The 12,313-nt window shown below is 50.0% G+C and carries 13 protein-coding genes and 2 rRNA genes (1 of these 15 cut by a window edge); 2 read left to right on the top strand and 13 right to left on the bottom strand.

The genetic code is table 11. The features are described 5' to 3' along the window. Nucleotides 1-157: 157 nt before the first annotated feature. Entirely contained in the window at nucleotides 158-412 is a 255-nt protein-coding gene (locus GYMC10_RS00130) for an AbrB/MazE/SpoVT family DNA-binding domain-containing protein (protein WP_006207408.1), read from the top strand. Between the two features lie 265 nt (nucleotides 413-677). Here the strand turns inward: GYMC10_RS00130 and rsmI are convergent, their stop codons facing one another. From rsmI to GYMC10_RS00080, 10 genes are all read right to left on the bottom strand, one after another. Continuing rightward, nucleotides 678-1,571 carry a 16S rRNA (cytidine(1402)-2'-O)-methyltransferase gene (gene rsmI, locus GYMC10_RS00125; RefSeq protein ID WP_012818305.1) on the bottom strand — a complete coding sequence of 298 codons (894 nt, stop codon included), beginning with the start codon at nucleotides 1,569-1,571 and terminating at the stop codon, nucleotides 678-680. Next, nucleotides 1,568-2,335: a tRNA1(Val) (adenine(37)-N6)-methyltransferase gene (locus tag GYMC10_RS00120; RefSeq protein ID WP_012818304.1), complete on the bottom strand. Its 768-nt coding sequence runs from the start codon at nucleotides 2,333-2,335 to the stop codon at nucleotides 1,568-1,570. The genes rsmI and GYMC10_RS00120 overlap by 4 nt, the downstream gene beginning before the upstream one ends. 203 nt (nucleotides 2,336-2,538) lie before the next feature. Continuing rightward, entirely contained in the window at nucleotides 2,539-2,907 is a 369-nt protein-coding gene (yabA, locus tag GYMC10_RS00115; RefSeq protein ID WP_012818303.1) for a DNA replication initiation control protein YabA, read from the bottom strand. 32 nt (nucleotides 2,908-2,939) lie between these two features. Next, a complete protein-coding gene (locus tag GYMC10_RS00110) occupies nucleotides 2,940-3,740 on the bottom strand; it encodes a stage 0 sporulation family protein (protein WP_009591910.1) in 801 nt (266 codons plus the stop codon). 56 nt (nucleotides 3,741-3,796) lie between these two features. Continuing rightward, nucleotides 3,797-4,783, bottom strand: coding sequence for a DNA polymerase III subunit delta' (gene holB, locus GYMC10_RS00105; RefSeq protein WP_012818302.1), 987 nt, complete (start codon nucleotides 4,781-4,783; stop codon nucleotides 3,797-3,799). Between the two features lie 83 nt (nucleotides 4,784-4,866). Continuing rightward, nucleotides 4,867-5,310, bottom strand: coding sequence for a YaaR family protein (locus GYMC10_RS00100; protein ID WP_009591907.1), 444 nt, complete (start codon nucleotides 5,308-5,310; stop codon nucleotides 4,867-4,869). Between the two features lie 338 nt (nucleotides 5,311-5,648). After that, nucleotides 5,649-5,978 carry a cyclic-di-AMP receptor gene (locus GYMC10_RS00095; protein ID WP_006207400.1) on the bottom strand — a complete coding sequence of 110 codons (330 nt, stop codon included), beginning with the start codon at nucleotides 5,976-5,978 and terminating at the stop codon, nucleotides 5,649-5,651. A gap of 65 nt (nucleotides 5,979-6,043) precedes the next feature. After that, on the bottom strand, nucleotides 6,044-6,688 hold the full coding sequence (gene tmk, locus GYMC10_RS00090) for a dTMP kinase (RefSeq protein WP_012818301.1): 645 nt from the start codon (nucleotides 6,686-6,688) through the stop codon (nucleotides 6,044-6,046). Between the two features lie 78 nt (nucleotides 6,689-6,766). Beyond that, a complete protein-coding gene (locus GYMC10_RS00085; RefSeq protein ID WP_012818300.1) occupies nucleotides 6,767-8,434 on the bottom strand; it encodes an aminotransferase class I/II-fold pyridoxal phosphate-dependent enzyme in 1,668 nt (555 codons plus the stop codon). Nucleotides 8,435-8,573: 139 nt separating this feature from the next. Then, nucleotides 8,574-8,759: a sigma factor G inhibitor Gin gene (locus GYMC10_RS00080; RefSeq protein ID WP_006207397.1), complete on the bottom strand. Its 186-nt coding sequence runs from the start codon at nucleotides 8,757-8,759 to the stop codon at nucleotides 8,574-8,576. Nucleotides 8,760-8,991: 232 nt separating this feature from the next. On the opposite strand from GYMC10_RS00080, the gene GYMC10_RS00075 reads away from it, so the two are divergent. Continuing rightward, nucleotides 8,992-9,513: a hypothetical protein gene (locus GYMC10_RS00075; RefSeq protein ID WP_012818299.1), complete on the top strand. Its 522-nt coding sequence runs from the start codon at nucleotides 8,992-8,994 to the stop codon at nucleotides 9,511-9,513. Between the two features lie 98 nt (nucleotides 9,514-9,611). Here GYMC10_RS00075 and GYMC10_RS00070 read toward each other — a convergent pair whose 3' ends face one another. The 3 genes from GYMC10_RS00070 to GYMC10_RS00060 form a co-directional block, all read right to left on the bottom strand. Beyond that, complete coding sequence (locus GYMC10_RS00070; RefSeq protein WP_012818298.1) at nucleotides 9,612-10,049, bottom strand: hypothetical protein; 438 nt, start codon at nucleotides 10,047-10,049, stop codon at nucleotides 9,612-9,614. A 343-nt stretch (nucleotides 10,050-10,392) separates the two neighbouring features. Next, a 5S ribosomal RNA gene (gene rrf / locus GYMC10_RS00065) occupies nucleotides 10,393-10,509 on the bottom strand. A gap of 66 nt (nucleotides 10,510-10,575) precedes the next feature. Further along, nucleotides 10,576-12,313 (bottom strand): 23S ribosomal RNA (locus GYMC10_RS00060); it runs 1,191 nt beyond the window's last position.

Here is a 12,313-nt window from a genome sequence, read left to right as displayed (position 1 = left end):
AGGCTTTTGTTCACTATACTTTCGTAAACAGGTTCCGATTTTTCAAAAATATAGGTTGACTGTTTTGGGAATCGTTGGTACTATAAATAACATAAAAACTAGAACTATGTCGAATTATGACTTTTTTAAATTATGGCGAGAGGGGCATTTATAAGTTATGATGAAATCAACAGGAATTGTAAGGAAAGTCGATGAGCTTGGACGGGTCGTCATTCCGATTGAGTTGCGCCGCACGCTCGGAATTGGTGAGAAAGATGCATTGGAGATTTATGTAGACGGCGAACGCATCATGCTTAAGAAATATGAGCCTGCCTGCATCTTCTGTGGTAACGCTGAGAACGTCACTTACTTCAAAGGTAAAATTGTTTGCCATGAATGTATCTCGGAAATCCCTACACCTGTGACAAATTAAGATTTTTAGTATATAATAGCATTATTACATTTTGTTAATTCTAACCTTTTTCATATCTCCTTGGTGCCTTCCTCGGCTATGAACCCGGCCGCAGGAGGGTCTTTTTTTGGGATTAAAGAATTATACGTTTTCAGTGAAGCGTATCCTTTCTTTAATCCCATTTATATGTTTTGGGGTCCCCGTAAAGTATTTGGAATAAGCATCGAAGCTTGGGTCCACTTTGTGGGGCTTTTTGTTTATCCCCCTTGGGCCAGGCAAGCCATATTCACGACTCCGTCAGGAGTGCGTTATAGATGTCCCTTTTCGATACGCCGCGATCACCCGCGGTTTTTTTCATGGCATCCTTGCGGCTTAGTCCTTCCCGCTCATAGTGCCCCACATGCTCCTCCAGCGAGAGCTCCTGCCACCAGGCATTTTTCTCTTTCTGCTCCTCTTCTGCACTGCCGGCCTCCACCACCAAACAATATTCTCCCAGCGGCGGATGCTCCGTGAGCCAGTCCAGGCATTCGGAAATGCTGCCTCGCACAAATTCCTCGTAGCGCTTGGTGAGCTCCCGTGCCAAGGTCACCTTCCGATTTCCCAGTACCTCCTGCAGGATCTCCAGCGTCTTCTTCACGCGATGCGGAGATTCATAAAATAATAACGTTCCCTGCGCCGATTGCAAAGCTTGCAGCTGTTGGACGATATCTTTGCGCTCCCGCGGCAAAAAGCCGATAAACGTAAACCGTTCGGTCGGCAAACCCGACACGATTAAGGCGGATAACGCCGCATTGGCTCCCGGGATCGGAATGACCGAAATTCCTGCCTCAATCGCAAGCGAAACCAGATCACTGCCAGGGTCTGAAATCGCCGGCAGACCGGCATCGCTGACAAGTGCCACATTTTTTCCTTCTATTATATAACGTATGATTTCAGGACCGCTTGCCGCCTTGTTATGCTCGTGATAACTAAACAGCGGTTTAGCCGGAATTTCGAAATGGGTCAGCAACTTGCGTGACTGCCTCGTATCCTCTGCCGCGATAATATCGCATTCCTGTAGGATGCGTACGGCGCGGTACGTTATATCCTCTAAATTCCCGATCGGCGTTGCCACCAAATACAGCGAACCCGGACTTCCCGCTCCCCGGTCGGCATAACTCTGTTGCACAAGATTTCTCATTCTTTTGTCTCATCCTCATGTGTTCCATAGTAAATTTCCATAAAATCCGGTCCGTAATTCCCCTGCTCATCATACACAATCAGCGGTGGCTTTAGCCGAACCTCGGGCTTTCCGTCCCGAATGCCCTCGATCAGGACCATGTTGGCTTCCATCTTCACGCGCGGATGCACAAATCGGATGACCTTGGGCTCAATCCGGTATTTGCTCATCAGGGTGATAATCTCCGCCAGCCGCAGAGGCTTGTGAACCATGCTCATCTTCCCGCCTTGTTTGAGCAGCCTTGCACAGGACTCAATGACTTCTTCAAGCGTACAGTGAATTTCATGCCTCGCAATCGCCTGATGCTCATTCAGCTTCAAGTCGCTGCCATTCATCGGCATATAAGGCGGGTTGACCGTAATCAGGTCATACGCTCCATATCCCTTTTCCTTGTACAGTTCCCGCAGATCGCCTTCATGGATCGTGATCTGGTCCTGAAGGTCATTCATCACTACGCTCCGTCTGGCCATATCCGCAAGTCTGGGCTGAATTTCAATCCCCTCGATCGGCGCGCCTGTACGTGTCGACAGCAGAATGGGAATTACCCCGTTACCCGTGCACATATCCAGAATCCGGCCCCTGCGCGGTATGCTGGCAAACCTGGCAAGCAGGACCGCGTCCATGGAGAAGCTGAATACCTCTTCGCTTTGAATGATGCCGAGCTCATGGGTGAGCAGATCATCGATCCGCTCGGATGGTTGCAATAACACTTCTTTCAATTTCATGGTTTCAACCCTTTATCTCTATAATTCGTTATATCCCCGCTACTTTGGTGTGTAACTCTTTCCACCCTTGCCTGATGATATGAAATACGTAAAAAGCTGCTCTTCACATTGCATGACAAGCAGCCATATGTTTCACTCGCGATCCTTACAGTATAACCTTTCGATTCTAGAAAAAAACCGTAGGCAGTTTCCCCTACGGCTTCTTATTTATTCAGAAAAGACAAGCAGAACAGGCAATCCCCTTCCGTCCGCAGATGTCCATAATAGACATTGCAAATATGGAAGCCTTCATGATACAGCCGTGCCAGGTTATCATACCCCTCACCGACCACATCTTCATGTTCCTCATCCTTCACATGAGGCTGAGGTTGTAAAGCAACTGGGCTTTCCAATTCTGCCGGATTGACTTCCCTCTTTAAAATTTTCCGGAGCTGTTCATTTTCAAGACTGAGGCGATGGTTCTCTTCCAGCAGTTCCTTGATGACCAGCTTAAGTCCACCCAGTTCACTGTGTATATGTCCCATCTGTGTTTCCAACTCTTGAATGAGCACAAAAATGTTTTTCTTCTCCAAGTCTACACCCCGAAAATAAACATTCTATTGGACTATTTGATGACAACGTCATCCATTGGAAGTTCCTTGACCTTTCCAATTTCAAACAGCTGAACATGAACCGTCCGCTTATCCGCATTGAGCCCGACTACTTTGCCTTCTCCAAGCGAAGTAACGACCAGTTTCCCAGCGGATGGAAGCTCTTCTTTCACGCTTTCATAATTATCATGCTCAAACTTCAGGCAGCACATCAATCTTCCGCATAGCCCGGAAATTTTAGTCGGATTGAGCGATAGGCTTTGATCCTTTGCCATCTTGATCGATACCGGCTCAAAATCACCAAGCCATGAGGAACAGCACAGTACGCGTCCACAAGGTCCAAGACCGCCGAGCATTTTGGCTTCATCGCGAACTCCAATCTGGCGAAGTTCGATTCTTGTTCGGAATATGCTGGCCAGATCCTTAACCAGTTCACGGAAATCCACACGGCCTTCCGCCGTGAAGTAGAAAATGATTTTGTTTCGGTCAAAGGTAAATTCCACATCGACCAGCTTCATTTTCAGTTCGTGATCCCGAATTTTATTTAAACAGGTGGTGAATGCATCCTTCGCCGCTTGTTTGTTCTCTTCAACCACACGGGCATCGGAGTCACCAGCGATACGAATGACCTTCTTGAGGGGAAGGACAACGTCGGATTCACCTACCTCCTTCTTTCCTATCACAACTTGACCATACTCGATCCCTCTCGCGGTTTCCACAATTACGGATTGTTCCTTCTCCACGGGGAGGTCGAGCGGATCAAAGTAATATATTTTGCCCGCTTTCTTAAAGCGGACACCTACTACACTGTACAAAAATAAACCCCCTTGTGCCTGTACATATTGGCCATTCTTCGGGCCTGGGGGTGTGCTCACGCCGGAGTGTTACCGCCCAAACCCATCAATAACTGCTCTAAACTGAGCTGTCCATTGACATTATAGCGTAACTTCTTCTGACACTCTGCGGCCAAATCCATGTATGACACCCACTGTGCTGTGCTGCGGGCTGATGCATGACCAGAGATATACTCTGCCTGATCTATGAAAACGAGAGACTCTTTCCTTCCATACTGGACATGGATCATGTCCTTAAACCATAAATGAAACATACTGAACAATAAGTCCAGATGATCGGAGAGTTCGGTTTTGAACACTTTTTGACTCGCGGTGATCATCGCAGAGCCACTGCGGGTCAAAGACTCCTTCCCTAATTGTAACACTACGTTTCTAATTTCTGCAAACCAATTCTCATTCAATATTTTCCTGCACTCGTCAAGTCCGGACGCCAGATGAACAGCGCAGCGTACAAGCGCGGCAGGATAGCCCTCACCTACAAGGACCTTTTCCATCATCTGCGGATCAAGGGCCCGGAACGGGACTAGCTGTGATCGTGATTGAACGGTGGGCAGAAGGGCTTGTCCATTCTCGGCAATCAGTATGGCGACGGCAGGCGCCTGCGGCTCCTCAAGAAATTTCAGCAGGCTGTTGGCTGCCTGCGTGGTCATCTTCTCCGCACGGTCAATAATATATACCTTGGGATTCCGGTTCTCCGATCGATAGGAGAATATCCGCTGAAGATCGCGGATCTGATCGATCTTGATGCTGGCCCCATCCGGCTCGACCATCGTCAGATCCGGATGGTTGCCGTGCTCCACCTTGCGGCATTCCAAACATTGCCCGCAAGCATCGTCTTCCCGTTCCGTACAAAACAATGCCTTGGCAAACGTAAGCGCCGTCTGCATCTGTCCTGCACCGTTCGGGCCGCTAAACAGATAGGCATGACTGACAGCATTACGGCGCAAGGCATTTTGCAGCAGTTGCTTCGCAGTCTCTTGACCTACGATATCGTTAAAAGACATATGTCCTCACCTTCTACCAATCCTTCATGATCCTCTATGACGGAACACTCCATCATTTCAAGTAACTTCCTTACTGCTTGCGGCTAGAATACAAGATTGATCAACATGCCTCGGATTTCCCCTACCTTGTTCAGCAGATCAATTCTCCCCTGCTCTGTATCCAGCAGCTCATCCGCCATCTCGAGCAGCGCCGAATCGACCTCATCGATTACGTTATAGCGCTTGCCGCGCCCCCGGCGGTCCCAGCCTCGTGTTTCCTTCATTTTTACCCCGCGACGAACTGTTTCCTCCAAGAATCGGCGAACCATCAATTTATATGCCTTTAGCTCTCGAACGGTCATCGCTTTGGCCAAACGATCCCCTTGCATTGCAATTTCACGCATTTGACGACTCAGCTCTTCATGGGTCGCACGTTCTCCCTGCTGCTGCATCATATCCGAGAACGATCGCTTCTGAATCGGTCTGGCGTTGCCATCCGGCACCGTGATTTCGCTTTTCATGGGCCGAAAGCCCGGATTGATCTTCACCTGAATCCACCGCCTATTGCGTTATTTGTTGCATCTAATAAAACGGAGGCATCTGGTACGTTCATATCGAACAACCTATGCCTCACGTGAACGTACCTTGAAATGGTTATCTTGTCAAGCGATTCGCCGACATTGATCGAAATATGGGGTGCTTTATCCGGAGTCCATCTACAATATCCATTTATGAAAGATCATCTCCCGATTGCAGCGATCTACGGTAACTATTTTTATTATGATACAGAAGTGGTTCAGAAGACTTTCAATACAGGAGAACACAGCCGTCAAATATCCCAATAAAAACATCCGTTACGTATCTATCGCAGATCTAGAGAATGAATTTAGAAATGCTCGAAACGTTCTACAGGGAGTACAAATACCGTTGCGCCGCCAACCTGCACTTCAACCGGAAGCGGCAAATAGGAATCGGTTGTACCGCTCATAGGGGTTACCGGAGTGACCAGCTGTTCGCGGACCTTACAGCTTGTGCGAATGACGCTGAGCACACTTTCAACCTGTGAATCGTCTACCCCAATCATAAAGGTGGTGTTCCCCGCCTTCAGAAAGCCGCCCGTACTTGCAAGCTTTGTCGCCCGAAAGTTAGCTTTGACCAATGCGGCGGAGAGACGGTTGCTATCTTTATCCTGGACAATCGCAACAATCAATTTCATGGTAAACCCTCCTTGTTTATTTTGGGCATCATATGCCCTTAACACTACTTATTTGACAAACAACCTCAAAAATCCTTTAATATCGCGTCTTCCAAGTGACGATTCATTTCCCTTTCGACCTGCGCGGGTGTCTTGGAAGCATCCACGATGCGAATTCGATCCGGATTACGCTCTGCTACCAATAGATAGCCTTCCCTAACTTTCTCGTGAAATGTCAGGTTCTCCATATCCAGTCGATTCCATTCCCGTTCTGCATTCGCCGCGATCCTTGACAGGCCGATCCTCGGCTCGATATCGAATAACAGCGTCAGATCCGGCATCCGGGTATCAATGGCGAACTGATTGATGCTCCATACCTCTTCCATGCCCAATCCGCGCGCATAGCCCTGGTAAACCAGGCTGCTGTCCACGAATCGGTCGCATAGGACGGTCAATCCCTGCCTTAATGCCGGCTCCACCTTCTCCACAAGATGCTGGCGGCGGGCTGCCGCGTATAACAATGCTTCTGTGCGTGCATCCATCGCGGTGTGCTCCGGATCCAGAATAATGGAGCGGATCTTCTCAGCGATGTCTATGCCTCCGGGCTCGCGGGTAATCAGATACGGGATCGAATGATTCTGCATAAAGGCGGCGAGTCTGCCCATCATGGTCGTTTTACCGGAACCTTCTCCTCCTTCTACGGTAATAAATAGTGGTCTGCGATTATTCATAGCGTATCCTGCTTTCATCATTTGTTGATCATATGCCCCAAGTTTTACGTACCGGCGCATTACGGAGGTTTCTATCCTTTACGTTTCCTTGTAAACGACAATGGTTTGCAGCGTGGGATCGGTTATTCCTTGACACTTAGCCCCGGCCATCCTCAATGCCAGCATTCTCTGTTCCATTTCTGCTGTTATGTCTTCGCCGGGGTATAATATCGGAATGCCTGGCGGATACGGAATAACCATCTCGGCCGCCTTTCGCCCGGCGCTCTTTGCTAACGGCACCGATTCCAATCGCTCCTTGTCAATCGGCTTGAGCGAGAAAGGGACTGGAGCTGAATATGGAGCCTGTCGCAGCAAATTGTTCCACGTGGAAACATCGGAGACCGAACTTTCTTCAGTTAACAAGTTAGCATCGACATTGAAGTGAGAAGAACCCTCATTCAAGTGGATCCCCGGCCGCTCGTACTTCGCGAAATCCCCCTGTTCCCGCAATTTCCGGATCAGTAATTCCGTATCTTCCACAGCAGTACCTGGTTCCATTCCGGTCTCATCTGTCTTCTCCCCCTGCTCTACAATATGCACAAGAGCCCATAAGACGTGATTCGCATCTTCGCGGGTCGATCCCAATGTAAACAATAAGACGACGCGCAGCTCGTCGCTCATCTCCGGCACACAGCCGCGCGCCTCCAGTGCGCGCTGGAGTGCATACCCGCTAAGGGCCCCGGTGCGGTCATAAATGACCGCCTTGAACGGGTCCTGGCGGGTATACGCCGCGGCGGCTGTGCCCGCGGCGCCATCCTCGGGCTGCGGCGGCTGTAGCAGCCCGAAGCGCGGCAGCTTCGCGAGGCCGCGCCGGAAGGCATCCACGGCGGCCAGGCCAGCCGTGAAGGCGCCTGCGCCCTGCGTGTGCAGCAGGCGCCGTGCCAGATCCAGCGAAGCCATGAGCGGGTACGAGGGGCTGGAGCTTTGCACCATCGCCAGCCGCTGGCGCAGCAGGCTCCGGTCGAGCAGCCCGCCCTGTACATGCAGCATGGCTCCCATCGTCATTGCGGCTAGCATCTTGTGCGTGGATTGGACCACGCCGTCCGCGCCGCATGACAAAGCATTCATCGGCAGCTGTGGATGCTGCCCGTAATGCGCTCCGTGCGCTTCGTCCACCAGCAGCGGCACTCCGCGCTTATGGCAGGCCTCCGCCAGCGGCCTTAAGTCGCTCCCCATCCCGTAATAGTTCGGCATCGTGATGATCGCTCCCTTGGCCTCAGGGAAGGCCTCAAGAGCCGCTCTCAGCGTAGCTTCTGATGGGGCAACGGCTAAACCGCTCTGCTTGTCCAGCTCCGGCTGAAGAAACACCGCCCTTGCACCGGCAAGCATCAATCCGTTCAACACGGACTTATGTACGTTCCGCTGCACCAGCACGAGATCGCCCGGCTCACGGCATACCGTCAGGATCAGCGCCAGATTGCCGGCCGTGCTTCCGCCCACCAGGAAAAAGCTTTCTTCGGCGCCAAAACAATCGGCAGCCAGCTCCTGCGCTTCCTGAATCACGCCTTCCGGATGAAATAAATCATCGGTTCCGGTAATTTCCGTCACATCGATGCGCATCGCCTCTCGCAGCATCTCCGCTGCGCCACCTTCTAACCCGTATGCCCTGCCGTTCTTATGGCCGGGTACATGAAAAGATGAAGCCCCGCGTTCCCGGTATAACCTTAAAGCTTCAGTAAGTGGGGCACGCTCTCTATGTGTAGTCATCGACATATCCCTTCGGATTACATTCTCTAACCTATTTTAACGCAAATTGAAACCTACGCCTACGTTTCCATGCCCTGAAAATCCTCTCTAAACAAAAAAAGGCCCTTACTTCAGGCCCATTTAACACGCGTACCCGCGCCTATGCATTCTTCGGCATCGCAATCTGTTTTAATTGACGGATAAAAAAATGATATTTGGCATCTTCCGCACTGGTATGGACGATTTCCGATTCACATTCCTCGCATACGAATTGCGATACAATGGTGATTCCATCGGTCTTCGACTGATTGCATATGATACACACGTGTTCGGTCAATTCTTCCATAACCATCCCACCTTGATCCTTTTCCTATTAGTATGACACAGTTTCTATTATTTTAAACCTTTTCATAGGATATCTTTCTACGCTTTATTTATATGTACCCCTTGATGGCCTTGTGTCTGTACCTTTTTTTCAGCTTAATAAAAATATGATTTTGTCCGATAAAAACATAAAAGACTAAAACTTCTCGTCTATCGAAATTTATCTTCTATTTAAAGGGGGACGGCATAGCCCAATGGCAGATCCACACGGTCAAGCCACCTTTTATCACTACCGCTTAATCAAGAAAATCCAGTTTTCCAAAAGCTTGCTCATCCTCTACTTAAGTCTGCCTTGGCTTGCTGCAGCTGCAGGGACCCTATGGGTGTCTCCGTACATTCTGCTATATATGTTCATCGCTTTTCCGCTTATGTTATGGATCCAGTACGTTATCGGTCATACCGTGCTTGTCCTCCTGGGAACAGGCTATCGGAAGCGCTGGCGCTTCAGGCTGAGGCTGCCTTGGCTTGGTTATATCCCAGATCAACATGTCAGCCGTCGCGTATTCATGTTGGTGCAGTTCTATACCTGTTGGGTAGGGATAGTCTTAAGCGCTATCATGGCCTTCTGGTCATCGCTGCCGTTTGCCATTGCGATTGTGTTCTGGCATCTATGGCTGCTTCTTCCGCGAGGTTATACCATGCTGCGCCTGAGTGGTCAGCGCAAAGACGGGATGTTAAAAATGAATGAGCAGGATATCTCATACTACCAGCAATAAAGTAAAGGATTTTTCGTGTTTGAATTTACTACATAGCGTTGTAACCATATTCTCTTGTACATGAAATAAAGACCTCATTCCGAAGCCGGAAGAGGTCTTTATTCATTCGCTTTATTGCTTTCCAATCCTTGTATGACTTGTTTCTTAAGCTGAGTAGGAACCGTGATTATGAGAAAATCGTCTTGCACCGACAGGTGGACGATACTTTTACCTTTTTCAAACACTAACGAAGACCCGTTGTCTTCAACTTCCTTCTGCTTCCATCCCCAGGACTCGATTTCATCCAAGTAAGGCTCAGGAATACTGTCGTCTTCCTTCAAGCCTGGAAGCGCATAGCGTACATAATCCAAGTCACTATTGCCTGTCGTCTGCTCCGTTTTATTCGCTTCCTTCGGAACCGGGAATGATTTCACATTCGCTGCCCCGTCAAAGGATTTCCAGCTTGGTTCCGTGGATGCCCCGCATCCGGATCCGATTAACAGTATCGTACCCGCACAGATCATTCCTGCCACATGCAGACCACTTTTACGCAACATGTCATTGTCCTCCTTCCCCCACAATAACCGGTCTCCAGATGAGTATTCATAGTTGGTTGGTTAATGGAGAACCTTCCAATCAGGCCTTCATTCCTATAGCCTGCGTAAATCGGTAAACACTTACCCGATTATGCCTAATTCTATTATACTGATTTTCGGTGTGGTATCGGTAACAAAATCTTCATCTGTTTACGTCAATTTTATGATCATGTTATATAACAGAAAAGCCGCTAGCACTTACGTTTGGTGCTATTTTAAGCGTTGGACCTCTTAATACGGCAAAGCATCAAAAGTCCCATAAACAAATAAAAACCACCATCGATTACATCGACAGTGGTTTTTCGCTTGGCGACGTCCTACTCTCCCGGGACCCTTCGGTCCAAGTACCATCGGCGCTGGAAGGCTTAACGGTCGTGTTCGGTATGGGAACGCGTGGAACCCTTCCGCCATCGCCACCAAACGGTTCAGATGCTTGATCACCTGAAAACTAGATACGAAACGAATTTGCAGCACATTGAAATATATTTTGGATAAGCCCTCGACCGATTAGTATTGGTCAGCTCCATGCATTGCTGCACTTCCACCTCCAACCTATCTACCTCGTCGTCTTCAAGGGGTCTTACTAATTGGGAAATCTCATCTTGAGGGGGGCTTCACGCTTAGATGCTTTCAGCGCTTATCCCGTCCGTACGTAGCTACCCAGCCATGCTCCTGGCGGAACAACTGGTGCACCAGCGGTACGTCCATCCCGGTCCTCTCGTACTAAGGACAGCTCCTCTCAAATTTCCTACGCCCACGACAGATAGGGACCGAACTGTCTCACGACGTTCTGAACCCAGCTCGCGTACCGCTTTAATGGGCGAACAGCCCAACCCTTGGGACCTACTTCAGCCCCAGGATGCGATGAGCCGACATCGAGGTGCCAAACCTCCCCGTCGATGTGGACTCTTGGGGGAGATAAGCCTGTTATCCCCAGGGTAGCTTTTATCCGTTGAGCGATGGCCCTTCCATGCGGTACCACCGGATCACTAAGCCCGACTTTCGTCCCTGCTCGACTTGTAGGTCTCGCAGTCAAGCTCCCTTATGCCTTTGCACTCTTCGAATGATTTCCAACCATTCTGAGGGAACCTTGGGGCGCCTCCGTTACTCTTTAGGAGGCGACCGCCCCAGTCAAACTGCCCGCCTGACACTGTCCCCGTACCGGATTACGGTACCAGGTTAGAACCTAGATACGATCAGGGTGGTATCCCAACGTCGCCTCCACACAAGCTGGCGCTCATGCTTCAAAGGCTCCCACCTATCCTGTACAGATCGTACCCAAATCCAATATCAAGCTGCAGTAAAGCTCCATGGGGTCTTTCCGTCTTGTCGCGGGTAACCTGCATCTTCACAGGTATTAAAATTTCACCGGATCTCTCGTTGAGACAGCGCCCAAGTCGTTACGCCATTCGTGCGGGTCAGAATTTACCTGACAAGGAATTTCGCTACCTTAGGACCGTTATAGTTACGGCCGCCGTTTACTGGGGCTTCGGTTCACAGCTTCGGATTGCTCCTAACCGCTCCCCTTAACCTTCCAGCACCGGGCAGGCGTCAGCCCGTATACTTCGCCTTACGGCTTCGCACAGACCTGTGTTTTTGCTAAACAGTCGCTTGGGCCTTTTCACTGCGGCCCCCTCGGGCTATTCACCCTACCGAGGCACCCCTTCTCCCGAAGTTACGGGGTCATTTTGCCGAGTTCCTTAACGAGAGTTCTTCCGCGCGCCTTAGAATTCTCTTCTCGCCTACCTGTGTCGGTTTGCGGTACGGGCACCTTCACCTGACTAGAGGCTTTTCTTGGCAGTGTGAGATCATGACCTTCGCTACTGTAATTTTCACTCCCCATCACAGCCCAGCCTTATCGATGTGCGGATTTGCCTACACATCAGCCTCACTGCTTGGACGGACATCCATCAGTCCGCGTCACTACCCTCCTGCGTCACCCCATCGTTCATAACGGTTTACGGTGGTACAGGAATTTCAACCTGTTGTCCTTCGATTACGCCTTTCGGCCTCACCTTAGGTCCCGACTTACCCTGAGCGGACGAGCCTTCCTCAGGAAACCTTGGGCTTTCGGCGGATCAGATTCTCACTGATCTTTTCGTTACTCATACCGGCATTCTCACTTGTATGCTGTCCAGCGCTCCTTACGGTACACCTTCAACCTGCATACAACGCTCCCCTACCCCTGATGCATACGCATCAAGCCATAGCTTCGGTGGTGTGTT

This window comes from Paenibacillus sp. Y412MC10, assembly GCF_000024685.1.
In the GTDB taxonomy this organism is placed as follows: Bacteria; Bacillota; Bacilli; order Paenibacillales; family Paenibacillaceae; genus Paenibacillus_AQ; species Paenibacillus_AQ lautus_A.
This window is presented reverse-complemented; position numbering and strand designations above follow the sequence as displayed.

Bases quoted from the DNA above. Each gene is read 5' to 3' on its own strand.
- GYMC10_RS00130 (WP_006207408.1), top strand. From the start codon at position 158: ATGATGAAATCAACAGGAATTGTAAGGAAAGTCGATGAGCTTGGACGG.
- rsmI (WP_012818305.1), bottom strand. From the start codon at position 1,571: ATGAGAAATCTTGTGCAACAGAGTTATGCCGACCGGGGAGCGGGAAGT.
- GYMC10_RS00120 (WP_012818304.1), bottom strand. From the start codon at position 2,335: ATGAAATTGAAAGAAGTGTTATTGCAACCATCCGAGCGGATCGATGAT.
- holB (WP_012818302.1), bottom strand. From the start codon at position 4,783: ATGTCTTTTAACGATATCGTAGGTCAAGAGACTGCGAAGCAACTGCTG.
- GYMC10_RS00095 (WP_006207400.1), bottom strand. From the start codon at position 5,978: ATGAAATTGATTGTTGCGATTGTCCAGGATAAAGATAGCAACCGTCTC.
- tmk (WP_012818301.1), bottom strand. From the start codon at position 6,688: ATGAATAATCGCAGACCACTATTTATTACCGTAGAAGGAGGAGAAGGT.
- GYMC10_RS00085 (WP_012818300.1), bottom strand. From the start codon at position 8,434: ATGACTACACATAGAGAGCGTGCCCCACTTACTGAAGCTTTAAGGTTA.
- GYMC10_RS00080 (WP_006207397.1), bottom strand. From the start codon at position 8,759: ATGGAAGAATTGACCGAACACGTGTGTATCATATGCAATCAGTCGAAG.
- GYMC10_RS00075 (WP_012818299.1), top strand. From the start codon at position 8,992: ATGGCAGATCCACACGGTCAAGCCACCTTTTATCACTACCGCTTAATC.
- GYMC10_RS00070 (WP_012818298.1), bottom strand. From the start codon at position 10,049: ATGTTGCGTAAAAGTGGTCTGCATGTGGCAGGAATGATCTGTGCGGGT.